Source organism: Roseobacter sp. AzwK-3b, assembly GCF_000170875.1.
In the GTDB taxonomy this organism is placed as follows: Bacteria; Pseudomonadota; Alphaproteobacteria; order Rhodobacterales; family Rhodobacteraceae; genus Roseovarius; species Roseovarius litoreus.
Map to the genome: position 1 here is coordinate 635,574 of NZ_ABCR01000001.1, position 25,179 is coordinate 660,752.

The 25,179-nt window shown below is 62.2% G+C and carries 22 protein-coding genes and 1 tRNA gene; 17 read left to right on the top strand and 6 right to left on the bottom strand.

Going from position 1 to position 25,179, the window contains the following annotated elements; translation table 11 throughout:
• Positions 1-87: 87 nt before the first annotated feature.
• The gene (gene doeA, locus RAZWK3B_RS02895) at positions 88-1,272 is read right to left on the bottom strand and encodes an ectoine hydrolase DoeA (protein WP_007812021.1); all 1,185 of its coding nucleotides are present in this window, start codon (positions 1,270-1,272) and stop codon (positions 88-90) included.
• A gap of 178 nt (positions 1,273-1,450) precedes the next feature.
• On the opposite strand from doeA, the gene eutB reads away from it, so the two are divergent.
• From eutB to RAZWK3B_RS02940, 9 genes are all read left to right on the top strand, one after another.
• Positions 1,451-2,452: a hydroxyectoine utilization dehydratase EutB gene (gene eutB / locus RAZWK3B_RS02900; protein WP_037294996.1), complete on the top strand. Its 1,002-nt coding sequence runs from the start codon at positions 1,451-1,453 to the stop codon at positions 2,450-2,452.
• Positions 2,442-3,434: a cyclodeaminase gene (locus tag RAZWK3B_RS02905; protein WP_007812023.1), complete on the top strand. Its 993-nt coding sequence runs from the start codon at positions 2,442-2,444 to the stop codon at positions 3,432-3,434. The genes eutB and RAZWK3B_RS02905 overlap by 11 nt, the downstream gene beginning before the upstream one ends.
• Positions 3,431-3,913 carry an Lrp/AsnC family transcriptional regulator gene (locus RAZWK3B_RS02910; protein WP_007812024.1) on the top strand — a complete coding sequence of 161 codons (483 nt, stop codon included), beginning with the start codon at positions 3,431-3,433 and terminating at the stop codon, positions 3,911-3,913. The genes RAZWK3B_RS02905 and RAZWK3B_RS02910 overlap by 4 nt, the downstream gene beginning before the upstream one ends.
• A 170-nt stretch (positions 3,914-4,083) precedes the next feature.
• Positions 4,084-5,559, top strand: coding sequence for an NAD-dependent succinate-semialdehyde dehydrogenase (locus RAZWK3B_RS02915; RefSeq protein ID WP_007812025.1), 1,476 nt, complete (start codon positions 4,084-4,086; stop codon positions 5,557-5,559).
• Between the two features lie 76 nt (positions 5,560-5,635).
• Positions 5,636-7,006 (top strand): aspartate aminotransferase family protein, encoded by a 1,371-nt coding sequence (locus tag RAZWK3B_RS02920; RefSeq protein WP_007812026.1) that lies wholly within the window; start codon positions 5,636-5,638, stop codon positions 7,004-7,006.
• Positions 7,007-7,236: 230 nt separating this feature from the next.
• Positions 7,237-8,340 carry an ABC transporter ATP-binding protein gene (locus RAZWK3B_RS02925; protein WP_007812027.1) on the top strand — a complete coding sequence of 368 codons (1,104 nt, stop codon included), beginning with the start codon at positions 7,237-7,239 and terminating at the stop codon, positions 8,338-8,340.
• Between the two features lie 113 nt (positions 8,341-8,453).
• Positions 8,454-9,566 (top strand): ABC transporter substrate-binding protein, encoded by a 1,113-nt coding sequence (locus tag RAZWK3B_RS02930; RefSeq protein WP_007812028.1) that lies wholly within the window; start codon positions 8,454-8,456, stop codon positions 9,564-9,566.
• A 76-nt stretch (positions 9,567-9,642) separates the two neighbouring features.
• Complete coding sequence (locus RAZWK3B_RS02935; protein ID WP_007812029.1) at positions 9,643-11,310, top strand: ABC transporter permease; 1,668 nt, start codon at positions 9,643-9,645, stop codon at positions 11,308-11,310.
• A gap of 5 nt (positions 11,311-11,315) precedes the next feature.
• Positions 11,316-12,491, top strand: coding sequence for an ABC transporter permease (locus tag RAZWK3B_RS02940; RefSeq protein ID WP_007812030.1), 1,176 nt, complete (start codon positions 11,316-11,318; stop codon positions 12,489-12,491).
• Positions 12,492-12,576: 85 nt separating this feature from the next.
• On the opposite strand, the gene RAZWK3B_RS02945 is transcribed toward RAZWK3B_RS02940, so the two are convergent.
• Positions 12,577-13,443, bottom strand: a complete 867-nt coding sequence (locus tag RAZWK3B_RS02945) for a branched-chain amino acid aminotransferase (RefSeq protein ID WP_007812031.1) — start codon at positions 13,441-13,443, stop codon at positions 12,577-12,579.
• Positions 13,444-13,611: 168 nt separating this feature from the next.
• Between RAZWK3B_RS02945 and RAZWK3B_RS02950 the strand changes: the two genes are divergently transcribed.
• From RAZWK3B_RS02950 to leuB, 7 genes are all read left to right on the top strand, one after another.
• Positions 13,612-14,109, top strand: a complete 498-nt coding sequence (locus RAZWK3B_RS02950; RefSeq protein WP_007812032.1) for a MarR family winged helix-turn-helix transcriptional regulator — start codon at positions 13,612-13,614, stop codon at positions 14,107-14,109.
• Positions 14,106-14,807 carry a response regulator gene (locus tag RAZWK3B_RS02955; RefSeq protein ID WP_007812033.1) on the top strand — a complete coding sequence of 234 codons (702 nt, stop codon included), beginning with the start codon at positions 14,106-14,108 and terminating at the stop codon, positions 14,805-14,807. The genes RAZWK3B_RS02950 and RAZWK3B_RS02955 overlap by 4 nt, the downstream gene beginning before the upstream one ends.
• A 301-nt stretch (positions 14,808-15,108) precedes the next feature.
• On the top strand, positions 15,109-16,512 hold the full coding sequence (gene leuC / locus RAZWK3B_RS02960) for a 3-isopropylmalate dehydratase large subunit (protein WP_007812034.1): 1,404 nt from the start codon (positions 15,109-15,111) through the stop codon (positions 16,510-16,512).
• Complete coding sequence (gene leuD / locus RAZWK3B_RS02965) at positions 16,512-17,117, top strand: 3-isopropylmalate dehydratase small subunit (RefSeq protein ID WP_007812036.1); 606 nt, start codon at positions 16,512-16,514, stop codon at positions 17,115-17,117. The genes leuC and leuD overlap by 1 nt, the downstream gene beginning before the upstream one ends.
• A gap of 373 nt (positions 17,118-17,490) precedes the next feature.
• Positions 17,491-18,330, top strand: coding sequence for a hypothetical protein (locus RAZWK3B_RS02970; RefSeq protein WP_007812038.1), 840 nt, complete (start codon positions 17,491-17,493; stop codon positions 18,328-18,330).
• A 35-nt stretch (positions 18,331-18,365) separates the two neighbouring features.
• Positions 18,366-19,391: an endonuclease/exonuclease/phosphatase family protein gene (locus RAZWK3B_RS02975; RefSeq protein WP_007812041.1), complete on the top strand. Its 1,026-nt coding sequence runs from the start codon at positions 18,366-18,368 to the stop codon at positions 19,389-19,391.
• 88 nt (positions 19,392-19,479) lie between these two features.
• Positions 19,480-20,586: a 3-isopropylmalate dehydrogenase gene (gene leuB, locus RAZWK3B_RS02980; RefSeq protein WP_007812043.1), complete on the top strand. Its 1,107-nt coding sequence runs from the start codon at positions 19,480-19,482 to the stop codon at positions 20,584-20,586.
• Between the two features lie 18 nt (positions 20,587-20,604).
• Here the strand turns inward: leuB and RAZWK3B_RS02985 are convergent, their stop codons facing one another.
• Entirely contained in the window at positions 20,605-22,197 is a 1,593-nt protein-coding gene (locus tag RAZWK3B_RS02985; RefSeq protein WP_050774162.1) for a Na/Pi cotransporter family protein, read from the bottom strand.
• Between the two features lie 112 nt (positions 22,198-22,309).
• Between RAZWK3B_RS02985 and RAZWK3B_RS02990 the strand changes: the two genes are divergently transcribed.
• A tRNA-Pro gene (locus tag RAZWK3B_RS02990) sits at positions 22,310-22,386 on the top strand.
• Between the two features lie 164 nt (positions 22,387-22,550).
• Here the strand turns inward: RAZWK3B_RS02990 and RAZWK3B_RS02995 are convergent.
• The 3 genes from RAZWK3B_RS02995 to RAZWK3B_RS03005 are packed head-to-tail and all read right to left on the bottom strand — an operon-like array spanning position 22,551 to position 25,177.
• Positions 22,551-23,309 (bottom strand): SDR family NAD(P)-dependent oxidoreductase, encoded by a 759-nt coding sequence (locus RAZWK3B_RS02995; protein WP_007812045.1) that lies wholly within the window; start codon positions 23,307-23,309, stop codon positions 22,551-22,553.
• 25 nt (positions 23,310-23,334) lie between these two features.
• Positions 23,335-24,684 (bottom strand): TRAP transporter large permease, encoded by a 1,350-nt coding sequence (locus RAZWK3B_RS03000; RefSeq protein WP_007812048.1) that lies wholly within the window; start codon positions 24,682-24,684, stop codon positions 23,335-23,337.
• Positions 24,677-25,177, bottom strand: a complete 501-nt coding sequence (locus RAZWK3B_RS03005; protein WP_007812050.1) for a TRAP transporter small permease — start codon at positions 25,175-25,177, stop codon at positions 24,677-24,679. Before RAZWK3B_RS03005 ends, RAZWK3B_RS03000 begins: the two co-directional genes overlap by 8 nt.
• Between the last annotated feature and the right edge of the window lie 2 nt (positions 25,178-25,179).

Here is a 25,179-nt window from a genome sequence, read left to right on the forward strand (position 1 = left end):
GTCATACCGACGCGATACCGACGTTATGCCGACGCGATACCGAAGCGGGTTTTGCCTTGTTAATCAGGGTCTTTGGATGATTCGCGGTCAATCCTTAACGAACATCTTCCGCGGCCGGTTGCAGAACGTCTCGGCCGGGCCGTCCTCCTTGATGAGGATGGACTCGGTGATTTCCAGCCCCCAATCGGACATCCACAGACCCGGCATGAAGTGGAACGTCATGCCCGGCTCCAGCACGGTCTCGTCCTCGGCGCGCAGGCTGATGGTGCGCTCGCCCCAATCCGGCGGATAGCTCAGACCGATGGGATAACCACAGCGCGCCCCCCGCTGAATCCCCGCCCGCTCCAGCGGTGCGGCCAGCGCATTTGCGATGTCGCAGGCCCGGTTGCCCGCCTTCGCCGCCTCAAGCCCGTTTTCCAGCCCTTCGACCAGCGCCTTTTCCGCATCCAGCAGGAATTGCGGCGGCTTGCCAAGGAAAAGCGTCCGACAGAACGGCGCGTGATAGCGCCGGTAACATCCTGAAATCTCGAAGAAAGTTGCCTCGCCTTCCGTAAAGTCGCGGCCATCCCACGTCAGGTGCGGCGCCGCCGCATCGCTGCCCGATGGCAGCAGCGGCACGATCGCCGGATAATCGCCCCATGCGCCATCCACACCCCGGATCCCATCGCGGAAGATTTCGGCCACGATCTCGTTCTTGGGAATCCCCGGCTCGACCCGCTCCAGCAGGCCATCGACGATCTTCTCGCTGATCGCCGCCGCCTTGCGGATAAAGGCCAGCTCCTCGTCGGATTTGACCGCCCGCTGCCAGTTCACAAGCGCCGTGACATCCTGAAAGCTCGCATCCGGCAACTCGGCCTGCAGGACGGCATAAGCCTTTGCAGAAAAATAGTAATTGTCCATCTCCACGCCGATCCGCGCGGTGTCCAGCCCCATGCCTTTCATCCGTTCGGCAAGGTCCTGCATCGGGTGACGCTCGGTGGATTGCACGTAATTGTCCGCATAGCCGATCACCCGGTCATCGGTCATCCATACGGTCCGCACGCCGCCATTGGCATCCTGATTGCGGCCCCACCAGATCGGATCGGCATCCGGCAGCACGATAACCCCCTGATGCACGTAGAAAGACCAACCGTCATAGCCGGTCAGCCAGTGCTGGTTCGACGGATCGGTGATGAACAGCGCATCGACACCGGCGGCTTCCATCGCATTACGGGTCTTGGTAAGGCGCCGTTGAAACTCGGCATCGGAAAACGGCAAGGATTTGTGGATCATAGCAATGGGCCTGATGTTTGGGGTCTATCCCCGCGATACCGCCTCAGGCCTGCGCCCTGCCCCAAGGAAAACGTCACTAAATGTCGTTTTCAGGAAATTCCCGGTCCTGCAGTTGACGATACCCTGTCCCGGCGCAAAGCTGCGCGGCGGGCCTCAGACCACCGATCCGGAGCATCACATGCAACCGACCCTTGCCGATATCTACGCCGCCGCCAAGGTGATCCGCGGGGTTGCCGACGGCACGCCCCTGGTCCCTTCTGCCTACATGACAGATCGCGCAGGGGCAGAGTTTCTGTTGAAACTCGAGAACATGCAGCCCATTGGCGCCTTCAAGCTGCGTGGCGCCTATAACGCCGTAGCTGCCGTGCGCGACGCCTCCGGCGTGACTTGTTGTTCCACTGGCAACCACGGGCGAGGGGTGGCCTTTGCCGCTGCGCGCCGGGGGATGCGCGCGGTGATCTGCATGTCCGAACTGGTGCCGCAGGCCAAGGTGGACGGCATCCGCGCGCTCGGCGCCGACGTGCATATCAAGGGCCGCAGTCAAGACGATGCACTGGCCGAATCTCACCGCCTTGTCGCCGAAGAAGGTCTGGTCGAAATCTCGCCTTTCGACGATCCGCTTGTGATCGCGGGGCAGGGGACCATCGGGCTGGAAATCCTGCAGGCCCGTCCCGATGTGACCACGCTTCTGGTGCCTTTGTCGGGCGGGGGGCTCGCCGCCGGGGTGGCGCTGGCGGCCAAGTCGATCAACCCGGCGATCCGGGTGATCGGCATCAGCATGGATCGGGGTGCTGCCATGCATGAAAGCATCCTGGCCGGTCATCCCGTCGAGGTCGAAGAGCTCCCAAGCCTTGCGGATTCCCTCGGGGGTGGGATCGGCATGCAGAACCGGCTCAGCTTTCCGATGTGCCGCGATCTTCTGGATCAGATCGTTCTGGTGACCGAGGACGAGATTTACCATGCGATGCAGGTGCTTTACTACCAAGACAGGATCGTTGCCGAAGGCGCCTGTGTCGTGGGGCTGGCCGCTGTTCTGTCCGGCAAGGTCACCCTCGAGGGTCCAACCGCGACCATCGTCACCGGGCGCAATCTGGACATGGAGGTGTTCACCCGGATCATCACGGGGCAGGACGTGCAGCTTGGTGATGTCACAGTAAAAGGAAAACCCTATGCCGCATGACATCCGCATTCTTACCGAGGCCGAACTTCGCGCGGCTGTGGGCCTCGATCTGTCCACGGTCGATGTGGTCGAACGCGCCTTTGCCGCGCTGGCCGGGGGCGAGGTGGTGATGCCGCCCGTCCTGTCGATGGACCTGCCCGCCGCCAATGGCGAGGTGGATGTCAAAACCGCCTATATCCCCGGTTTCGACGGGTTCGCGATCAAGGTCAGCCCCGGATTTTTCGACAATCCCAAGCTGGGCCTACCCTCGCTCAACGGGTTGATGATCCTGTTTTCAGCCACCACCGGGCTGGTGCAGGCGCTGTTTCTCGACAATGGCTACCTGACCGATATCCGCACCGCTGCCGCAGGTGCCGTTGCCGCGCGCCATCTTGCCCCCTCCAAGGTGCAGACGGCGGGGGTGATTGGCACCGGCGTTCAGGCCCGGTTGCAAATGCAGGCGGCGCATCTTGTCCGGCCTTTTGAGCGGCTTCTGATCTGGGGCCGCGACGGTGCCAAGGCGCAGACCTGCGCCGAAGACCTTGCCGCGCTTATGGGGATCGAGGTGCTGCCCGTCTCGGACCCGGCTCATCTGGTCGCCCAAAGCCAGCTTGTCGTCACCACGACCCCGGCGCGCACACCCGTGCTGCGTGCCGAATGGCTCCATCCCGGCCTGCATATCACCGCGATGGGATCGGACCAGCACGGCAAGAACGAGATCGACCCCAAGGCGCTCGCCGCCGCCGATCTTTACGTGGCCGACCGTGTCAGCCAGACCGAGATCATGGGCGAGCTGCGCAGCGCACACGAGGCAGGCGTCTGGCAGGGGGGCATCCCCGCCGAACTGGGTCAGGTCATCACCGGCGACGCGCCCGGACGGCGCAGCGATGACGATATCACGATCGCCGATCTGACCGGCACCGGGGCGCAGGACACGGCCATCGCCAGCCACGTCTTCCAGATGCTGCAGGACAGCCCCTCAGGCACGGTGATTTCCGCATGAAGCTGGACGCGCGCGATCTGGACATTCTGCGCGTCTTGTCCGCCGAGGGCCGCATCACCAAGGCCGATCTGGCCGAGCGTGTGGGTCTTTCCGCCAGCCCCTGCTGGGAGCGCCTTAAAAAGCTGGAACAGGCCGGCATCATCGAAGGCTACAACGCCCGGATCAACCTCAAGAAGCTGGGGCCGTACGTGACGGTTTTCGTGGCGGCCGAGCTGGCCGATCACACGCCCGCCAGTTTTCGCGCGTTCGAGGACAGCGTGCAGCGCTATCCCGAAATCACCGCCTGTTGGGCGCTTGGCGGGGGGTTCGATTATCTTCTGCAGATCGTGACCACCGATATCGACGCCTATCAGCGGCTGATCGACGACATGCTCGATTCCCGGATCGGGCTGGCGCGGTATTTCACCTATATCGTGACCAAACCGGTCAAGGCGCCCGGCGCGCCCCCCTTCCAGATCTTTTTGGACAACAGCTCCTGACCCACAGAATGTCCCTGCCGGATCATGGGCCGTTCCCTGCTCTGGGCGCTCTTGCAGAAGGATCGTCTGCGGATATCCGAACTGGCCGATGAAACCTCTGGCCCGAGCGCCAAGTTCAGCCCCGCTTTCTGATCCCTTCGGTGCATTCTTCCGGCGAAAGGAGGGCCTTGATGTCCGATTCAGCGACCTGGACCCGGAACGGGATCACCGACACGCGCCTTGTGCGCAATTTTTCCTACGTGAACGGCAAATGGACTGCTGGCGATGACAGCCAGACCATCGCCGTGACCAATCCCGCCGACGGGCTGCGACTGGGCGAGGTGGCCAGCCTCTCCGCCGATCAGGCCCGTGCCGCCGTGGATGCGGCACAAGCCGCCTTTTCCGATTGGTCGATGACCTTGCCGCAGGATCGCTCGGCGCTGTTGCGGTGCTGGTTCGACCTGATGATCGAAAACCGCGAGGATCTGGCCCGTATCATGGTGCTGGAACAGGGCAAACCCCTGTCCGAGGCGCGTGGCGAGATCGACTATGCCGCAAGCTTCGTCGAATACTACGCCGAAGAGGCCAAGCGCCCCAATATCGAGGGCGTCACCAGCCACCTGCCCGACGCCGAGGTCGAGCTTTGGCTTGAACCCGTGGGTGTCGCGGCGCTTATCACGCCGTGGAACTTTCCCGCCGCCATGCTGACCCGCAAGGCCGCCGCCGCGATGGCAGCAGGCTGCACCGTGGTGGCCCATCCCTCGGGCGAGACGCCTTATTCCGCCTTGGCCCTCGCCGAACTGGCCGAACGTGCGGGCATCCCGGCGGGGGTGTTCAACGTGCTGACCGGAAAGGCATCGACCATCGTCGAGCCTTGGACAGCCGATTCCCGTGTGCGGGCTCTGTCCTTCACCGGGTCCACCGAAATCGGACGTCTGCTGTGCCGCCAATCCGCCGATACGGTCAAGCGCCTCGTGATGGAGCTGGGCGGCCATGCGCCGGTGATCGTGTTTCGCAATGCCGATCTGGACACCGCCATCGACGAAAGCATCAAGGCCAAATTCGCCACCTCAGGTCAGGATTGTCTGGCCGCGAACCGCATCTACGTGGAGCGCCCCGTCTATGACGAATTCTGCCGCCGCTTCACCGAAGCGACACAGGCGCTCAGCCTTGGGTCTGGCATGGACGACCCGGATATCGGCCCGCTGATGAACGAAAAGGCCGTCCAGAAGCAGGAAGAGCATGTGTCCGATGCGCTGTCGAAAGGGGCGAAACTGGCCTGTGGCGGCAAGCGCGACGATCAGGGGCCGCTGTTCTATCAGCCCACGGTGCTGACCGACGTGTCCGACGAGGCTGCGATCATGCGCGACGAAACCTTTGGACCCGTCGCCGCGATCACGCCTTTCGACACCGAGGACGAGGTGATCGCCCGCGCCAATGCGACCGAATTCGGCCTTGTCGCCTATCTGCACAGCCATGATCCCCGCCGCATCTACCGGGTGACGCGCGCGCTGCAATTCGGCATGGTCGCGGTCAACCGCACCAAGGTGACCGGCGCGCCGATCCCGTTCGGCGGGGTCAAGCAATCCGGCCTTGGCCGCGAAGGCGCCCGCAAGGGCATGGAGGAATTCATGGAAGTGAAATACGTCTGCCGCGACTGGGCCTGACCCGCCGGCGTCTCGATCTCATGCCGCCCCGGGTTTTTTGCACCCCGCCGCGGCAAGCATATGGAAGGATTGAACCATGCTGAAGAATGACCAACTCGATCAATGGGACCGCGAGAATTTCTTTCACCCCTCGACCCATCTTGCGCAATTTGCCCGCGGCGAGGCGCCCAATCGCGTGATCACCGGCGGCACCAACTGTCATATCGAGGATCGTGACGGCAATCGCCTGCTCGATGCGTTTGCCGGGCTCTATTGCGTGAACGTTGGCTATGGCCGTCAGGACATCGCCGAGGCCATCGCCGCGCAGGCGCGCGAACTGGCCTATTATCACGCCTATGTCGGCCACGGCACCGAGGCCAGCATCACCCTGTCCAAAATGATCATGGACCGCGCGCCCAAGGGCATGTCCAAGGTCTATTTCGGGATGTCGGGATCGGATGCCAACGAAACCAACGTCAAGCTGATCTGGTACTACAACAACATCCTTGGCCGTCCCGAGAAGAAAAAGATCATCTCTCGCTGGCGCGGCTATCACGGCTCTGGTCTGGTGACCGGCTCGCTGACCGGGCTTGAGCTGTTTCACAAGAAATTCGATCTGCCGCTTGCGCAGGTGCTCCATACCGAGGCGCCCTATTACTATCGCCGCGAAAACCTCGACCAGACCGAAGAGCAATTCGTGCAGCACTGCGTGGACTCGCTCGAGGCGCTGATCGAGCGCGAAGGGGCGGATACCATCGCCGCTTTCATTGGTGAGCCGGTTCTGGGCACCGGTGGGATCGTGCCGCCGCCCGCCGGCTATTGGGATGCGATCCAGAAGGTGCTCCAGAAGCACGACATCCTGCTGGTCGTTGACGAGGTCGTTACCGGCTTTGGCCGCCTGGGCACCATGTTCGGCTCGGATCACTATGGCCTCAAGCCCGATCTCATCACCATCGCCAAGGGTCTGACCTCGGCCTATGCACCGCTGTCCGGCTCGATTGTCGGTGAAAAGATGTGGCAAGTGCTCGAACAGGGCACCGATGAAAACGGCCCGATCGGCCACGGCTGGACCTATTCGGCCCACCCGATCGGCGCCGCCGCCGGTGTCGCCAATCTCAAGCTGCTGGACGAGTTGGACCTGATCGCCAACAACCGCGACGTCGGCGGCTATCTGAACAAGACCATGGCCGAGGCATTGGCTGACCATCCCCATGTCGGCGAGGTTCGTGGCGAAGGCATGCTCTGCGCCGTGGAATTCGTGAAGGACCGCGACAGCCGCACCTTCTTCGACCCCGCCGACAAGATCGGCCCGCAGATCTTGGGTGCGCTGGCCGCCGACGGCGTGATCGCGCGCGCCATGCCTCAGGGCGACATTCTGGGCTTTGCGCCGCCCTTCTGCCTCACGCGGGCCGAAGCCGACGAGGTCGTCTCCAAAACCGCCGCCGCGGTGGGCAAAATCCTCGGTTGACGTTTGGTCACTTGATCCGGACCATGGCAAATTGACCGGCCATGGTCCGAATCTCCCCGGTTCAGGACTGGTCGATTTTCCTGAAATGCCAATTTTGACTGCGCAAACTTCCCGGTGCGGGTCAAATTGGCCTAAACTTCACGAAATAGGCTTGCAACCCACATTCATTGTCGGTTTAGTTTGTGACCGAACGTGGAGAAACCACGACTAACAAAGACAGGGAGCCACCATTGGCCGACACTGCGAACAGTGATGCGTTCGTCAAATTCGAACGCGTACAAAAGAGTTATGACGGCGAAACCCTCGTAGTCAAAGACCTCAACCTGTCCATGCCCAAGGGTGAGTTTCTCACGATGCTTGGACCGTCGGGCTCTGGCAAGACGACCTGCCTCATGATGCTGGCCGGGTTCGAGACAGCCACCCATGGCGAGATCAAGCTGGATGGCCGGCCGATCAACAACATTCCGCCGCACAAGCGTGGCATCGGCATGGTGTTCCAGAATTACGCCCTGTTCCCGCACATGACGGTTGCCGAGAACCTGTCCTTCCCTCTGGAAGTGCGCAAGATCGGCAAGTCCGACCGCGAGGCCAAGGTCAAGCGGGCGCTGGACATGGTCCAGATGGGGTCTTTCGGCGGTCGCCGTCCGGCGCAGCTTTCTGGCGGTCAGCAGCAGCGTATCGCGCTGGCGCGCGCTCTGGTGTTCGAACCCGAGCTGGTCCTGATGGACGAACCTCTCGGCGCGCTCGACAAGCAGCTGCGCGAGCATATGCAGTTTGAGATCACCAATCTGGCGCATCAGCTGGGGATCACCGTGGTCTACGTGACCCACGACCAGACAGAAGCCCTGACCATGTCCGACCGCGTTGCGGTTTTCGACGATGGCCGCATTCAGCAGCTTGCGCCGCCGGATGAACTGTATGAAAGCCCCGACAACAGCTTCGTGGCGCAATTCATCGGTGAGAACAACACGCTCGAAGGTACCATCAAAGAGATTGGCGAGGACATCTGTCTGGTCCAGCTGGACGATGGTGAACTGATCGACGCCAAGCCCGTGAACGTGTCCAAGGTGGGCGACCGGACCACGATTTCCATCCGCCCCGAGAGGGTCGAGGTGGACACCGCCAAGCTGGGCGACAAGGCGCACACCCTCAAAGCCGAGGTGATGGAATTCATCTATATGGGCGATGTGTTCCGCACCCGCCTCAAGGTGGCCGGCAAGGACAATTTCATCATCAAGACTCGCAATTCGGCAGATCAGCGCCGCCTGCAACCGGGCGAGCAGATCGAGATCGGCTGGCTGCCGCGGGATTGCCGCGCACTCGACGCGGTATAGGTCTTAGATAATCGTATCTCTTGCGAGAGGTGTGATGATCTTGAGGTTCCGACGGTCTTTCCCGTGACCCGGTGCCGAAGAATCAAACACGGGATGTAAACTGGGAGTATGAAATGAAACTCACGAAAACCCTTTTGGCCACGACCGCACTCACGGTCGCCGGTGCTGCTGCTCATGCGCAGGACATGGCCGACTCGATGACGATGGTGTCCTGGGGCGGTGCGTACCAGACAAGCCAGATCAACGCATATGCGACGCCGTATCAGGCCATGCATCCGGGTCTTGAAATTATCTGGGACGAAAGCTCGGCCGAAGCTGTCGCCAAGATGCGCGCCATGGACGAAGCCGGCAACGTGACATGGGATGTGGTTGACGTTGTGGCCGCAGATGCTCTGCGTCTGTGCGACGAAGGCCTCGCAATGGAAATCGATCCCGACGTGCACCTCGCGCCGGCACCCGATGGCACCTCGGCCGAAGACGATTTCGGCGACCTGCTGGTTGGTGACTGCTTCATCCCTCAGATCGTGTACTCGACCACATTCGGCTACCGTACAGACATGGTTCCCGCGGGTGTCGAAGCGCCGAACGACATCTGCGACGTGTTCGACCTGGAAACCTATCCGGGCAAGCGTTCGCTGGAAAAGCGCCCGATCAACAACATGGAATGGGCGCTGCTCTGTGACGGTGTTGCCAAGGACGACGTCTATGACGTTCTGGCCACTGCAGAAGGCCAGCAGCAGGCACTCGACAAGCTGGCGACCATCAAGGACGACGTGATCTGGTGGTCCGCCGGTGCCGACACGCCGCAGCTTCTGGCCGATGGCGAAGTCTTCATGGGCTCGACCTATAATGGCCGTCTGTTCAGCGTGATCGAAGAGCAGAACCAGCCCGTCGCGATGATGTGGGACGCTCAGGTGTTCGACCTTGACGGCTGGATCATCCCCGCCAACCTGCCTGAAGATCGTCTGGCCCGTGCCCTGGACTTCATCTACTTCGCCACCGACACGCAGCGCCTTGCGGATCAGGCCAAGTGGATTTCCTACGGCCCGGCTCGCGCCTCGTCGGCTCCGCTGGTGGGTCAGCACGCCGATCTGGGCATCGACATGGCGCCGCACATGCCGACCGATCCGAACAACGCACAGAACACGTTCCTGTACAACTACGAGTTCTGGGCTGATTACCGTGATGACATCGACGCCAAATTCCAGGCGTGGCTGGCTCAGTAATCCGGCTTTCGGATAAGATCCGGAAGGGGCCGCGCGCCGGCCCCTTCGACAAAAAAAGCAGACCAACGGGGACAAAATGAGCGTTACAACCGAAAACGGCCCGGTGCTGTCCGCTGACGGGAAACCGCTCAAGCGCAGTCTCAACAAGGCGCTTCGCGCGCAGAAACTCAGGGCGCTCGCCTTGATCGCGCCTCTGCTGATTTTCGTTCTCGTGACCTTCATTGCACCGATCGGGGACATGTTGTTCCGCTCGGTCGAAAACCAGATCGTTTCGAATACGCTCCCCAACACGGTCCAGCAGCTGCAGGATTGGGATGCCGCGAGTGGCGAAGCCCCTGATGAGTCGGTGTATCAATCGCTCTATTTCGATCTGTTTCTGGCCTCCGAGGCCAAGGAACACACGCGGCTTGGCACGCGTCTGAACTATGAGGAAACAGGGATTTCCTCGCTGTTCCGCTCCACGGGCCGCAGTCTTGATGACATTGGCGAAGATTACATCGACGCCTTGGAAGATCTGAACCCTGTCTGGGAAGACGAAGCGTTCTGGTATGCGCTGATGACAGGTGGCGACGGCGCCGCTGCCAATACCGCACTTCTTGAAGAGCAGCGTCTCCGGCTTGCAGAATTGACCAGCGACAGTTTTGCCGGAGATATCGGTTTCGTGCCGGGTCAGGCCGTCTCGGACCTGCTGCCCGAAACCACCCGCGCCTACACCGCTTTCGCTCTGTTCACCGTTGTCGCCGACGAAGATGTCGTGGCCGAGGAAGAGCCGTGGGAAGCCGTGAAAATCGCTCTTGTTCAAGACCTCAAGGCCGGGGCAGATGTCGCGTCCTACGCAGGTCCGGGCGCCGCAGAACTGGCCGAGGCGCAGGCGATGCTTGCTGACCAGCCCGAGATTTCGTTCCGCGATGCCTTCCTCGCTTTGGACAAGGACTGGGGCAAGGTCGCGAATTGGTCCACGATCAAGACCTACAGCCCGCCCTTTACCAGCGGTTATTTCCTGAATGCCGTCGACATGCAGAAAAGCCCCGATGGCCCCGAAGCGCGCCCGGAAAATCAACAGATTTACGGAATGTTGTTTCAGCGCACGTTGTTCATGTCGCTTATGATCACCGGAAGCTGCATCCTGCTGGCCTATCCGATCGCCTATCTTCTGTCGAACCTGCCGATGCGCACCGCGAATATCCTTATGATCCTGGTGTTGTTGCCGTTCTGGACATCGCTGCTGGTGCGGACTTCGGCGTGGAAGGTGATGCTGCAGCAACAGGGGGTCATCAACGATACGCTTGTCTGGCTGGGCCTTGTCGATGACGCCAGCCGATTGGTGATGATCAACAACCAGTTTGGCACGATTGTCGCGATGACGCATATTCTGCTGCCCTTCATGATCCTGCCGATGTATTCGGTCATGTCGACCATCCCGCAGACCTATGTGCGTGCCGCGAAATCCCTTGGCGCGACCAATTGGACAGCGTTCTGGCGGGTGTATTTCCCGCAATCCGTGCCCGGCATCGGGGCGGGATCGATCCTCGTGTTCATCCTTGCCATCGGCTACTACATCACGCCCGAGATCGTCGGCGGCACCACCGGCACGTTCATCTCGAACCGGATCGCCTATCATATCTCCAGCTCCCTGAACTGGGGTCTTGCGGCGGCGCTCGGGTCGATCCTTCTGGTGGCTGTGCTGGTGCTGTACTGGGCCTATGACAAGATCGTCGGCATCGACAACGTGAAACTGGGGTGACGGACATGACAATCACGATGATCCAACCAAAACCCGTCTCCTTCGTCGCGCCCGTCGTGGGGATTGCCGGGGCCTTTGCCGGGCTCATTGTCGGCACGTCTCAGGGATCGCCCCTTGCCGGTATGGTCGGCGGCTTCATTGTTTCGGCGGCCTTGGCCTATTTGTGGCTCACGGTTTTTCGGCGAGAGAGTATCGCCCGCTGGATCACCACGCTCGGCGCTGCTGGCGCGGGTTACCTGCTGACCGGTCCGATGGGTGGCGTGATCGGCCTGATTTTCGGCTGGCTGTTCGGATGGTTCATCTTCTGGCTGGGCGAGGGACGTTACCGCGCCAAGCTGCCGCCTTACACCACGCCGTTGCAGGTGTTCTACCACTTCTGCTTCCGGGTGCTGTGTGGGATGATCTTCTTCTTCCTGATCACGCCGATTGTCGTCGTGATGCCGCTCAGCTTCAACTCTCAGGATTTCTTCACATTCACGCCAGAAATGTTGCGTCTCGATCCCGAGGGCTTCTCGCTCAAGCATTACCGTGATTTCTTCACCAGCCCCGACTGGCAACAGGCGATGTGGAACTCGATCTCGATCGCGCCCGTGGCGACACTCTTGTCTGTCAGTTTTGGCACGCTTGCGGCCATTGGCCTGAGCGCAGAGCACGTGCCGTTCCGCCGTGCGATCATGGCGATCTTGATTTCTCCTATGATCGTTCCTCTGATTATCTCTGCGGCAGGCATGTATTTCTTCTACTCCCGCCTGGGGCTTCAGGGCACTTACTGGGGTGTTGTCCTGGCGCATGCCGCCCTCGGCATTCCCTTCGTCATCATCACCGTGACCGCGACGCTTGTGGGCTTTGATCGATCGTTGACACGCGCGGCGGCCAATATGGGGGCGAACCCGGTGACCACCTTCTTCCGTGTGCAGATGCCGCTCATCCTGCCGGGCGTTATCTCGGGCGGTCTTTTTGCCTTCATTACCTCTTTCGACGAGGTTGTGGTGGTGCTCTTCGTCGGCTCTGCGGGGCAGAAGACACTTCCGTGGCAGATGTTCATCGGCCTGCGCGAACAGATTTCGCCGACCATCCTTGCGGTGGCCACGATCCTCGTAACCCTGTCGATCCTGCTATTGACCACGGTCGAGCTTCTGCGCCGCCGGTCCGAACGTCTGCGCGGCCTGTCCCCGGGCTAAATCCCGACACGATCCGCAAAAGAAAAGCGCCAAGGCTGACCCAACAGCCCTGGCGCTTTTTTCTGTTCCGTAGACCGGTCTCGGATCAGGCCCGAACAAGCGCCTCGTAGCCCTGCGCGATTTCACGGGTCAGCGCGCCGACCTCGAAATTGTAATCGCCGATCTGGCCCACGGGTGTCACCTCGGCGGCCGATCCGGTCAACCAGCACTGCTCGAACCCTTCCAGCTCTTCGGGCATGATGTGACGCACATGCACCTTGACGCCGCGCTCTTCGAGCATGCCGATCACCGTCTGGCGCGTCAGCCCGTTGAGGATTGCATCGGGATCAGGCGTGTGCACCTCGCCGTCCTTGACGAAGAACACATTCGCCCCAGTCGCCTCGGCCACGTAGCCGCGATAATCCATGAACAGCGCGTCCGAACAACCCTTGGCCTCGGCGGCGTGCTTGGACATGGTGCAGATCATGTAAAGCCCCGCCGCCTTGGCCGCCGTCGGGATCGTCTCGGGGCTGGGTCGCTTCCATTTGGCGATATCCAGCTTGGCGCCCTTCATCTTGGCATCGCCATAGTAATTGCCCCATTCCCAGGCCGCGACCGCCATGCGCACCGGGTTGCGCGACGAGGCGACACCCATATCCTCGCCCGCGCCGCGAAACGCCACGACCCGCACATAGGCGTTCGACAGGTTGTTGGCGTCCACAACCGCCTGCTTGGCCGCTTCGATCTCGTCGACGGTATAGGGGATCTTCATATCCATCAGATCGCCTGATTTGTGCAGCCGCTCGGAATGTTTGCGCGACAGGAAAATCTTGCCGTCATAGCAGCGCTCGCCCTCGAAAACGGAGCTGGCGTAATGCAGCGCATGGGACAGGATATGGACATTGGCATCGCGCCAGTCGACCAGAGTGCCATCCATCCAGATCTTGCCGTCACGGTCATCATAGCCAGCCATAGTCCATCTCCTCTTTGGGCTAGATATTTCCATATGTTGCGCTCAAAATGTCCGAGACGGACATAAAATTACAACGAAACTGCGATTCGCTATCATTTCACCCTTGGAATGTCAATAAAGCTGACATAATATATGCCCTCACGCCATCGTCGTGACCGGAGGATGACCATGCCCGAACGCCCAGGCGGTGAAACCCTTCTTTTCCTGACAGATGAGCAGTTGCGCCAGGGCATCGAAGCGATGTTCTTCGCCTATCGCGGGTTCACCGCCGATCCCGACCGCATCCTCGCCACTCTGGCCTATGGCCGGGCGCATCATCGGGCGATCCACTTCATCTCCCGCATTCCCGGCACGACCGTGAACAACCTGCTGGCCATTCTCGGCGTGACCAAGCAATCGCTCAACCGGGTGCTGCGAACGCTGATCGAGGACGGGCTTGTGGAAAGCCGCGTAGGCACCGCCGACAAGCGCGAACGGCACCTGCACCTGACCGAAACCGGGCAGGCGCTCGAGCGTCGGCTGTCGGATGCCCAACGCGCGCGGATGCGCGCCGCCTACCGCGCTGCCGGCCCCGAGGCCGTGGCGGGCTTCCGACAGGTGCTCGAAGCGATGATGGACCCGGACATGCGTCGGCGTTACCATGCGATCAGGGACAAGGACACATGAGCGATCCACATCCGCATCTTCTGATCGTCGATGACGATGAACGCATCCGGGGCTTGCTGCGCAAGTTTCTGGCGCGGCATGGTTTTCTGGTGTCGGTGGCGCGGGATGCCGCCCATGCAAGGCGCGTTCTGGCGGGGCTGGAGTTTGATCTGATCGTGATGGACGTGATGATGCCCGGCGAAGATGGCGTGGCGCTGACGCGGTCACTGCGGACCAGCTTGCAAACGCCGATCCTGCTGCTGACCGCCCGTGGCGAGACCGAGGATCGCATCGCCGGATTGGAGGCCGGGGCCGATGATTACCTGCCCAAGCCCTTCGAGCCAAAGGAACTTCTGCTGCGGATCAACGCGATCCTGCGCCGCATGCCCGATCCCGAGCCGGAAACGGTGATGCCCAAGGTGCTGCAGATGGGGCCGGTGCGGTTCGATATCGAACGCTCCGAACTGCTGCGCGGCACCGACCCGATCCGCCTGACCGCGACAGAGGTGCAATTGATGCGCATCTTCTCCGAGCATCTGCGCCAGCCGGTCACCCGCGCCAAGCTGGTCGAGGATCTGGGCCGTGACCGCGGGCAGGCGCAGGAACGGGCCGTGGACGTGCAGATCACCCGCCTGCGCCGCAAGATCGAATCCGATCCCAAACAGCCCCGCTACCTGCAGACGGTGCGCGGCGAAGGCTATATGCTGGCGCCGGACTGACGGACCCGTCGTCATGGGGGCCCTGCCCCCGCCGTTGAAATCCCCCAAGAGGGATTTCACCGACTCCCCCGGGATATTTCCGGCCAGAAGAAGCGCGCGGCGCGGGGCCATGTCGCCAATCCTCTTGATAGAAGGGGGGATCGACTGTATCTGACTCGCATGAAACGGATTTTCGACATGGATGATCGTGCGCGACTGCCTTGGCGGTTTTTCGGCGCTTCCCTGACGGTGCTGGCCCGCCTATGAGGCGGGAGCAGACCTGTTGAGCCACTTTCACACATCGCCAAACGGGAGAGGACCCATGTCCCCCAAGACACTCTATGACAAGATCTGGGATGCGCATCTGGTGCACGAGGCCGAGGATGGCACATCCCTTCTGTATATCGACCGCCACCTCGTCCACGAGGTGACCAGCCCGCAGGCTTTCGAGGGCCTGCGCATGGCGGGGCGCAAGGTGCGCAAGCCGGAAAACACCATCGCCGTGCCGGATCACAACGTGCCCACCACGCCGGATCGGCTGGAAGGTATCAAGAACGAGGAAAGCCGCATTCAGGTCGAGGCGCTGGACAAGAACGCGCGCGATTTCGGCATTCATTACTACCCGGTCAACGATATCCGTCAGGGGATCGTGCATATCGTCGGGCCTGAACAGGGCTGGACGCTGCCGGGCATGACCGTTGTGTGTGGTGACAGCCATACCGCCACCCATGGCGCGTTCGGCGCCCTGGCGCATGGCATCGGCACCTCGGAGGTGGAGCATGTTCTGGCCACCCAGACCCTGATCCAGACCAAGTCGAAGAACATGAAGGTCGAGATCACCGGCCAGCTGCGCCCCGGTGTCACCGCCAAGGATATCACCCTTTCGGTGATCGGCCGCACCGGCACCGCCGGCGGCACGGGCTATGTCATCGAATATTGCGGTGAGGCGATCCGTGGCCTGTCGATGGAAGGCCGCATGACCGTCTGCAACATGGCGATCGAAGGCGGCGCGCGTGCGGGCCTGATCGCGCCGGACGAAAAGACCTTCGAGTACATCAAGGGCCGCCCCCATGCACCCAAGGGCGCCCAGTGGGAAGCGGCGATGGCCTGGTGGCAGACGCTCTATTCCGATGACGACGCACATTGGGACAAGGTCGTGACGCTCAAGGGCGAGGATATCGCGCCCGTGGTCACATGGGGCACCAGCCCCGAGGACGTGTTGGCCATCACCGATGTCGTTCCCGCGCCCGAGGATTTCACCGGGGGCAAGGTGGATGCCGCCCGTCGCGCGCTGGAATACATGGGCCTCAAGCCCGGTCAGAAGCTGAGCGAGATCGAGATCGATACCGTCTTCATCGGCTCGTGCACCAATGGTCGGATCGAAGACCTGCGCGCCGCCGCCGCGATCGTCAAGGGCAAGAAGATCAAGGACGGTCTGCGCGCCATGGTCGTGCCCGGATCGGGCCTTGTCCGCGCCCAGGCCGAGGAAGAGGGGCTGGCCGATATCTTCAAGGAGGCCGGGTTCGAATGGCGTCTTGCCGGGTGTTCGATGTGCCTTGCCATGAACCCCGATCAGCTCAGCCCCGGTGAGCGCTGTGCTGCCACCTCGAACCGCAATTTCGAAGGCCGCCAGGGCCGCGGTGGGCGCACCCATCTGATGAGCCCCGCCATGGCCGCCGCCGCCGCCGTGACGGGCCGACTGACCGATGTCCGGGAGATGATGTGATGGAAAAATTCAAGACACTCACCGGCGTCGCTGCGCCCATGCCGCTGATCAATGTCGATACCGACATGATTATCCCCAAGCAGTTCCTCAAGACCATCAAGCGCTCGGGGCTTGGCAAGAACCTGTTCGACGAGATGCGCTACGATGATGACGGCAACGAACGGCCCGATTTCGTGTTGAACAAGCCGCAATATCGCGACGCCGAGATCCTTGTCGCGGGCGAGAATTTCGGCTGCGGCTCCTCGCGCGAGCATGCGCCCTGGGCGATCAAGGATTTCGGCATCCGCTGTGTGATCGCGCCCAGCTTTGCGGATATCTTCTTCAACAACTGCTTCAAGAACGGCATCCTGCCGATCGCCTTGCCGCAGGACAAGGTCGATATCCTGATGAAGGATGCCGAGAAAGGCTCGAACGCGCGGATGATCGTCGATCTGGAAAACCAGACCCTGACCACCTCGGATGGGGAAACGATCGCGTTCGAGGTCGATCAGTTCAAGAAGCACTGCCTTCTGGAAGGGCTCGACGATATCGGCCTGACGCTTGAAAAGGCTTCGGCCATCGACACGTTCGAAGCCAGCGCCGCCACGTCCCGTCCCTGGGTCTGAGCGTCGCCGCAACCGGCTTTCTTGCGTATCTGACATGCCGCCGCCCGGGTCGCCCCGGCGGCGGTTTTTCCTTAGAACCTGTCTGCATGCCCGACAGCCTGCCCGAATTGTGGCGGATTTTCCTTTCTCCCCAACATGTTGTGGCCAACCACAAGCCTGCCCAATTTCTGCACCGGAAATGATGCATTCCCGCACCACCCTTTCCATCAATCGGCCCCAAAAAACGGGTCCTGTTAACCAACAGGTTGAGCCGGGGGCCGAAAGTGGGCAAAAGTTGGACCAAATTGGGGCAAGCCGTCACATTTGGCGGGATCAAGTTGGAACAACGGCGTGGCATTGAACCGGGCCGGACCAGTTTGAAGGGAATCGGGTAGTGGTTTCACAGGTGGTAAATGCGCTTGCGCGCGCCGTTCTGGTGGCGTTGTTGATAGCGACACCGTCGCTTCTGCTGCCGTCCGTGTCCTCCGATACGGCGCAGTTGGTGATGGTGCTGGCGATCCTCGCATCGCTGATGACCTTCATCGAATATTACGGGCGCTATCCCAGCATCGTTGAGTTCCGCTTCGCGCCGCCCTTCAATCGGCTCAAATTCGTGGGCCTTTTTCTGACGGTTCTGTTGCTCACCTTGATCCTGCGCGGCGAGGCCTATCCCTCCGAGCTGACAATCTTCCTGACGACGCTCGGCAACGGGCTGGGGCAGGCGATCGACTTCCCTTATTCACCGGTGCGGCTCGTGGTGCTGATGTTGCCCGCAGATGCCAGCCCCGAGCTTGTCACGTCGGTGCGCACCGCGGCGGGGCTGTCTTATACGATCTCGATCGTGATGATGTTCGTCTTCATCACCTGCGTCCGTTTTCAGGGCTGGCCGATCCGCAATGGCGCCTTCAATGTCTGGGTGAATCTGCCGCTGTTTGATCCTACCGGCGGCGGGGATGTGCTCCATCGGCTCAAGCGTGATGCCGGTCTTAACATTGTGTTAGGAAGTTTGCTGCCATTCTTGATCCCGGCGGCGATCAAGGCGGCATCCGATCTCATCGACCCGATCTCGATCGCCAATTCGCAGACTCTGATCTGGACGATGACGGCATGGGCTTTCCTTCCCGCAAGCATGTTGATGCGCGGTATCGCGATGTCCCGCATTGCCGAAATGATCGAGGAAAAGCGCAGACGCGCCTATGCCCGCGCCGAATCCGAGGCGCTGCAGCAGGCCTGACAGCACTTCTGACGGTTTGTTGGGCCTCACTCGCGGTGGCCGACAGCCTGCGCCTCGCCACCTTCCACACCGAGCTTGAGCGCGAAGGCCCCGGCCTTCTTTTGCGCGACATCCGGCGTGGCGACGATCCTCAGGTTCTCGCCGTGGCCGCCGTGATCGCCCGCGCGCGGGCCGATATCATCGTGCTGCAGGGCGTCGATTACGACATGGATCTGCTGGCCCTCTCGGCCTTGCGCGACAGCATCTCCCGGCGGGGGGTCCAGTATCCCCATCTTTTTGCGCTGAGACCCAATACCGGGATGCCCACCGGGCTCGACATGGATGGCGACGGGCGCGCCGGCGACGCCTCGGACCGTCAGGGGTACGGGGCCTTCTCGGGGCAGGGGGGCATGGCGATCCTGTCGCGTTATCCGATCGACGCTGCCAAGGCGCAGGACTTCTCGGGACTGCTCTGGTCCGATCTTCCCGGTGCGCTGCTGCCCTCTCGCGACGGGGTGCCCTTCCCCTCCGCACAGGCGCAGGCGGTGCAGCGCCTTTCGTCCGTGGGGCATTGGGTGGTTCCGGTGATCCTGCCCTCTGGGCCGTTCCATGTCCTGACATACCATGCCACCGCGCCGGTCTTCGACGGCCTAGAGGATCGCAATGGCCGCCGAAACCATGATGAAACCCGGTTCTGGCGCCTGTATCTCGATGGCGCTTTTGCCCCCGCCCCCGTCAGCCGCTTCGCGCTTCTTGGGGCGATCAACCTGTCGCCGTCCGAGGGCGAGGGGCGCAAGGCGCCGCTTCTGGAACTCTTGTCTGACCCCCGGCTTCGGGATGCGCGCCCCCGCCGTCCCGTAAGCCTGCGTCCCGATCCCTCGCGCCGTGCCGATCCTTCGCTCGATACCGTGGATTGGCCGCCGCCCGGCCCCGGCCCGCGTCGCGTGGATTACATCCTGCCCTCTGCGGATCTGATCCTGCGGGACGCGGGCGTGCACTGGCCAGCCTCCGGCGCCGCTCTGGCCGAGGTCGAAGCCGCCAGCCGCCACCGTCTTGTCTGGGTGGATATCGACCTTCCCTGAGCCTTGCGCGTCCCCATCGGCTTTCTTGACCATTCCCCGGCGACGGGATAGCGATTTGCGGAACTCTCAACTCTAAAGGACACGCCCAATGAGCAACCCCTCGCTTCTGATCCTGCCCGGCGATGGCATCGGCCCCGAAGTCATGGCCGAGGTCGTCAAGATCATCGACTGGTATGGTGCCAAGCGCGACATGCCCTTCGACGTCAGCGAGGATCTCGTCGGTGGCGCCGCCTATGACGCGCATGGCACACCGCTGCATGATGACACCATGGCCCGCGCCCAAGCGGCGGACGCGGTTCTCTTGGGCGCCGTGGGTGGCCCGGCCTATGACAGCCTCGATTTCTCATTGAAGCCCGAACGCGGCCTGCTGCGTCTGCGCAAGGAAATGGACCTCTTCGCCAACCTGCGCCCGGCACAGTGCTTTGACGCGCTGGCCGATTTCTCCAGCCTCAAGCGCGACGTGGTCGCCGGGCTCGATATCATGATCGTCCGCGAGCTGACCTCGGGCGTCTATTTCGGCGAGCCGCGTGGCATCTTCGAAGAAGGCAACGAGCGTGTGGGCATCAACACCCAACGCTACACCGAGTCCGAGATCGACCGCGTTGCGCGCGCCGCCTTCGAACTGGCCCGCCGCCGTGGCAACCGGGTCTGCTCGATGGAAAAGGCCAACGTGATGGAATCCGGCATCCTGTGGCGCGAAGTGGTGCAAAAGGTGCATGACGCCGATTACGCGGATGTCGAGCTGACGCATATGTATGCCGATGCCGGCGCCATGCAGCTCACCCGCTGGCCCAAGCAATTCGACGTCATCGTGACCGACAACCTCTTTGGCGACATCCTGTCGGATCTGGCCGCGATGCTGACCGGCAGCCTTGGCATGCTGCCCTCGGCCAGCCTTGGCGCCCCGATGGCAAATGGCCGTCCCAAGGCGCTCTACGAGCCGGTGCATGGCTCGGCCCCCGATATCGCAGGGCAGGGCAAGGCCAACCCGATCGCCTGTATCCTCAGCTTCGCCATGGCGCTGCGCTACAGCTTCGATGCCGGGGACGAGGCGACACGCCTTGAAAAGGCCGTCGAAAAGGTGCTGGCCGATGGTCTGCGCACCGCCGATCTGCTGGGCGACGAGGGCGTGCAGCCCGTCTCGACCTCGGAAATTGGCGATGCCGTGATCGCAGCCCTCGACGCCAGCCTCTAAACGCAGGCGCCGTCTGGCTCAGACATCCGGGGCGGTCCTGTCGGGCCGCCCCAAATGCTTGCCCAACGCGTGGTCATACTCTCCGATGCGCTGGACATTGTGCATGATCCGCGTGAGCCACCGCATCGCATCGGTGGTCTCGAACGTGTCCTGCACCGAATAGATCCCCGCATGCTCTCCCAGAAGCAGACCGCGCCGATGCCGTGCAAAGCGATGCGCCACCGGCCCTGCCATCCGCGCCATCCTTGCACCGATATCGGACAGCTCCAGCCCCCGCTCTGGTGACAGGCATCCCGCGAACCAATGTGCCGGGCGCTTTGTCACCGGCTCCCGGCCAAGTATGGCGATGAAGCCGCGCCGCCGGCTCTGCTCCAGCAGCCGCACCAGATGATCCGCCTGATGCATCAGCCCGGCAAAGGCAGCGGCCTCGTCGGCCTTGTCCCGCGGCACCGATATGCGCGCCATGAAGTCCTTCAGATCGTCGAGCGCCATGCCCACCCGCGGCTCCAGCGCCGACAGCCGCCGCAGATCCCCTTGCGGTCCAAGGGCCGCCGCATAGGCCGCCAAGACTTCGCGTGCGGCCCATGTCACGACGCCATGGGCCGCCTGTAGCGCGGCGCCCTCATCGCTGAGCAGTCGCGGGTCCATTTCCGGCGCGCCGCCTCCGCCCTCCGCCGGGCGCAGCCGCTCCACCAGTGCCGCGAATTGCCCGGTCATCGGCAGAAACACCGCCGTCCCCAACAGGTTGAACCCGGTGTGAAACAGCACCAGGGCGGTATCCGGCCCGGTCCGCGCCGCAAGCTCTTCGAGCGGAGCCGCGATCACCCACAGCGCCGGAAACGCGATCAGCATGGTGCCGACGTTGAACAGAAGGTTGGCAAGCGATGTCTGTTGCATTGCCCGCGATCCGCCAAGCGCCGCCAGAAGGGCCGTAAAGGTGGTGCCAAGGTTCATCCCGATCACGGCTGCGGCCGCCTGCACCAGCGGCAGCGCGCCCGTGGTCAGCAGAACCAGCACCACCGCAACCGCCGCCGACGAGGATTGCATCACCACCGTCAGCACCAGACCCAATGCCGCCATCGCCAGCATCCCGCCAAGTCCGCTGCCCGGCAAGCGTTCGGGCGTCAGCCAGTCGGCAGCACCCGCCAGCCCCTCCTGCATCATGTCCAGCCCGATGAACAGCAGGCTGAACCCCGCCACGATCCGCCCGATCCTTGCTACGCGCGCTTGCGACACCAGCAGGCTCAGGCTCGCCGCGAATAGCAGGACCATCGCCACCGCGCCCAGCTTCAGCTTGAACCCCACCAGCGACACGATCCAGCTGGTCACCGTGGTGCCGATATTGGCGCCATAGATCACCCCGAGCGCATGAGGAAACGTCAGAAGCCCCGCTCCGACAAAGCCAACCGTCATGACCGTCGTCGCCGATGAGGACTGGATCACCGCCGTGGTCGCCGCACCGCTGGCGACACCGCGCAGCGGCGTTGTCGTGAACCGCGCCAGCAACCGCCGCAGATCGGCCCCCGCCGCCTCGCGCAGCGCCTCTGTCATGATCTTCATGCCCAGCAGGAACAAGCCTATTCCGCCAAGGGCCGTCACCATCTGCATCATGTCGGCATCATCCCATGATCGCAGAATGTGGGTGATCGCGCGTGAATACAAGCGCCCGCCCGAATCCCCCTTGCAAAGCGCAGCAACGATCTGTAATCGCCTGTTCCACGGTCGGAGTGTAGCTCAGCCTGGTAGAGCACTGTCTTCGGGAGGCAGGGGCCGGAGGTTCGAATCCTCTCACTCCGACCAATATTTTCGATACCTGAGATTGCCTCGACCAATCTGCTTGCTCATACGGTAAGCACGGCTGGGGCACATCCGGGTTGACCCCGATGCCCTTCATCAAAGCGTCCTCGCGCGGCGCTTTGCAGGGCGTCAATGGTCCCGGATACCCCAGCTTCGCGGAGTGACGGTCAGCTCGGCTGCTGATCCCGCAGCGCCGGCAACCCGACGCCCACCGCGTCGAACCCTCCATCCACGGCGATCACCTGCCCGGTGACATAGCTGGCGCGTCTGGAACACAGAAAGACGATCGCCTCGGCAATCTCAAGTTCGCTGCCATAGCGGTTCAAGGGAATGGAATCGTGATAGGCGGCGCGAATGGCCGGTGAATGAACGGCCAGTGCCAGCTTGGTATCCACCGGACCGGGCGCCACGCAATTGGCCCGCACCCCCCATTCCCCCAGCTCGGCCGCCTGCTGCCGCGTCAGATGGATCACGGCGGCTTTCGAGGTGCCATACGCAACCCGTAGAGTGCTGGCCCTGAGACCCGAGATCGAGGCGATATTGACGATCGCGCCCTGCGTCTCCTTCAGATGGGGCAGAACCGCTTGGCTGGTCAGGAAGACCCCATCGAGATTGGTGGCCATCACCTCCCGCCAGATCGCGAGATCGGTATCTGCAAGGGGCCGGAAGTCTGCCACACCTGCGTTGTTGACCAAGGCATCTATGCGCCCGAAGCGGTCCATCACCTTGGCTGTCATGGCGCTGACCTGGTCCGGGTCCGAGACATCGCAAACCACGGGAAGAACATTCTCCAGCTCTTCCGCCGCGGCCATCAGCGCGGCCTCATCGCGGTCAATCATGGCGACCTGCCAGCCCTCGGCCACCATCAGCTTCGTCGTCGCCAGTCCTATGCCGCGCGCGGCCCCCGTTACGATTGCTGCCTGCATACTCAAACCCTTTCTTTCCGTTTTGTTATCGCAACCATTCCACCAGCATCAGCGACATCTCCGGCACCGCCGCAATCACGATCAGGCCCACCAGACTTGCCAGAAGGAACGGCATTGTGCCTCGTGCCACTCGCTCGATGCTGAGCTTGGTCACATTGGCCGCCACATAGAGATTTATCCCGACGGGCGGGGTGATCAGGCCGATGGCCAGATTGACCATGACGAGCACCCCGAACCAGACCGGATCCCATCCCATTTCACGCGCCACCGGCAGGAAAATCGGCAGGGCGATGAACATGACGGTCACAGGGTCCATGAACATCCCGGCCAGCAGCAGGATCACCATGACCACAAGAAGGATCACCCAGCCGCTCTCGCTCACGCCCAAAAGCGCCGTGGAATAGCTGCCCACCAGATCATCGACCGTGACCACCCAGCCAAACAGGCTCGCATAGGCCACGATCAGCATCACCACCGCAGAAGAAGCCGCCGCATCCCCTAACGCATCGAAAAGTGTCTTCACATTCAGGGTGCGATAGGCAAATGCCCCTACGGCGAGGGCATAGACAGTGGCGACAATGGCGGCCTCGGTCGGGGTGAAAATACCGGAATAGATACCGCCCAGAATGACCACCGGTGTCATCAACCCCCAAAAGCTCTCCCGGAAGGACTGCCACAGGGCCACTCTGCGTGGCACATCGGCAAAGGGGTGCGGGCTGAGGGTGTGCAAGGCATTGGTGCCACCGCCGGGCGCTCGATCCCCCGCGGTGCGGCGCTGCGTGAACGGCAGCACGAGGATCATCATCAGGGCCATGAAAATACCCGGCACGATGGCTGCAATGAACAGTTGCGAGATCGAGGTTTCGGCGATGACGCCATAAATCACCAGCCCGATGGACGGCGGGATCACGATCGAAAAGGCCGCGCCTGTCACCACCAGTCCGGCCGCGAAGGCGCGGTCATAGCCGTCCTCCTCCATGCCCTTGACGATCATCGGCCCGATGGCCGCGACGGATGCGGGGCCGGATCCGCTGACCGCGCCCCAGAACAGGCAGACGATGGTGCCCACCGTGCCCATGCCCCCCGGAAGATCGCCCACGGCGACCCGGAAAAAACGGATCATCCGTTCGGCAATGCCAAGACTGCCCATCAAGGTGCCCGCCAGAATGAAGAACGGAATGGCCAGAAGCGAGAATTTGGTGATGCCCGTCGCGATCAGATCCCCGGCCAGCTCGAGGCCGAAGCCAATCATCCACATCGCATAAAGCGCCGACAGGCCAAGCGCAAAGGCCACCGGCACCCGCAGCGCCAGCAGCAGGAAGAAGACGATAATCATCTGCGTTCCGGCGGATGAGATGCCGATCAGTTCAAACATGATCGCCCCCGGTCACCGCTTTGGCATCCGGCCCCGCGCGCAGGACTGTCCAGGCATGTTGCACATAGCGCAGGATGATCAGCGCGAACCCGAAGGGCAGGGCGGCCTGATAATACCACGCAGGCAGACCCAGACCATAAGAGCGCATGCCGACCCGCTTGATATTCATCATCGCTTCCCAGGAAAACCAGGCCGAAAAGGCCAGCAAAGCCACGGACAAGGCAACAGACAGCAGGAAAACCGGCGACCATAGCCAACGCGGCAACAAGTCATGCACCATGGTCACGGCCAGATGCTCTCCGCGCCGGGCGGCGATGGCGGCACCGAACACCGTCAGCAGCAGAAAGCCATTGACCAGCAGTTCCTCGTTCGCGGCAAAAGAGAAGTTGGTGCCATAGCGAACCACGACATTCACAAAGCCGATGCTCGTCATCGCAAGAAACAGGATGGCGCAGACGATCTTTTCAAAGTCGCGCAACAGAAGGCGTATCATAA

Excerpts from the sequence above, each read along its gene's own strand:
- doeA (WP_007812021.1), bottom strand. The coding sequence starts at position 1,272 with ATGATCCACAAATCCTTGCCGTTTTCCGATGCCGAGTTTCAACGGCGC.
- eutB (WP_037294996.1), top strand. The coding sequence starts at position 1,451 with ATGCAACCGACCCTTGCCGATATCTACGCCGCCGCCAAGGTGATCCGC.
- RAZWK3B_RS02905 (WP_007812023.1), top strand. The coding sequence starts at position 2,442 with ATGCCGCATGACATCCGCATTCTTACCGAGGCCGAACTTCGCGCGGCT.
- RAZWK3B_RS02910 (WP_007812024.1), top strand. The coding sequence starts at position 3,431 with ATGAAGCTGGACGCGCGCGATCTGGACATTCTGCGCGTCTTGTCCGCC.
- RAZWK3B_RS02915 (WP_007812025.1), top strand. The coding sequence starts at position 4,084 with ATGTCCGATTCAGCGACCTGGACCCGGAACGGGATCACCGACACGCGC.
- RAZWK3B_RS02920 (WP_007812026.1), top strand. The coding sequence starts at position 5,636 with ATGCTGAAGAATGACCAACTCGATCAATGGGACCGCGAGAATTTCTTT.
- RAZWK3B_RS02930 (WP_007812028.1), top strand. The coding sequence starts at position 8,454 with ATGAAACTCACGAAAACCCTTTTGGCCACGACCGCACTCACGGTCGCC.
- RAZWK3B_RS02935 (WP_007812029.1), top strand. The coding sequence starts at position 9,643 with ATGAGCGTTACAACCGAAAACGGCCCGGTGCTGTCCGCTGACGGGAAA.
- RAZWK3B_RS02940 (WP_007812030.1), top strand. The coding sequence starts at position 11,316 with ATGACAATCACGATGATCCAACCAAAACCCGTCTCCTTCGTCGCGCCC.
- RAZWK3B_RS02945 (WP_007812031.1), bottom strand. The coding sequence starts at position 13,443 with ATGGCTGGCTATGATGACCGTGACGGCAAGATCTGGATGGATGGCACT.
- RAZWK3B_RS02950 (WP_007812032.1), top strand. The coding sequence starts at position 13,612 with ATGCCCGAACGCCCAGGCGGTGAAACCCTTCTTTTCCTGACAGATGAG.
- RAZWK3B_RS02955 (WP_007812033.1), top strand. The coding sequence starts at position 14,106 with ATGAGCGATCCACATCCGCATCTTCTGATCGTCGATGACGATGAACGC.
- leuC (WP_007812034.1), top strand. The coding sequence starts at position 15,109 with ATGTCCCCCAAGACACTCTATGACAAGATCTGGGATGCGCATCTGGTG.
- leuD (WP_007812036.1), top strand. The coding sequence starts at position 16,512 with ATGGAAAAATTCAAGACACTCACCGGCGTCGCTGCGCCCATGCCGCTG.
- leuB (WP_007812043.1), top strand. The coding sequence starts at position 19,480 with ATGAGCAACCCCTCGCTTCTGATCCTGCCCGGCGATGGCATCGGCCCC.
- RAZWK3B_RS02985 (WP_050774162.1), bottom strand. The coding sequence starts at position 22,197 with ATGATGCAGATGGTGACGGCCCTTGGCGGAATAGGCTTGTTCCTGCTG.
- RAZWK3B_RS02995 (WP_007812045.1), bottom strand. The coding sequence starts at position 23,309 with ATGCAGGCAGCAATCGTAACGGGGGCCGCGCGCGGCATAGGACTGGCG.
- RAZWK3B_RS03000 (WP_007812048.1), bottom strand. The coding sequence starts at position 24,684 with ATGTTTGAACTGATCGGCATCTCATCCGCCGGAACGCAGATGATTATC.
- RAZWK3B_RS03005 (WP_007812050.1), bottom strand. The coding sequence starts at position 25,177 with ATGATACGCCTTCTGTTGCGCGACTTTGAAAAGATCGTCTGCGCCATC.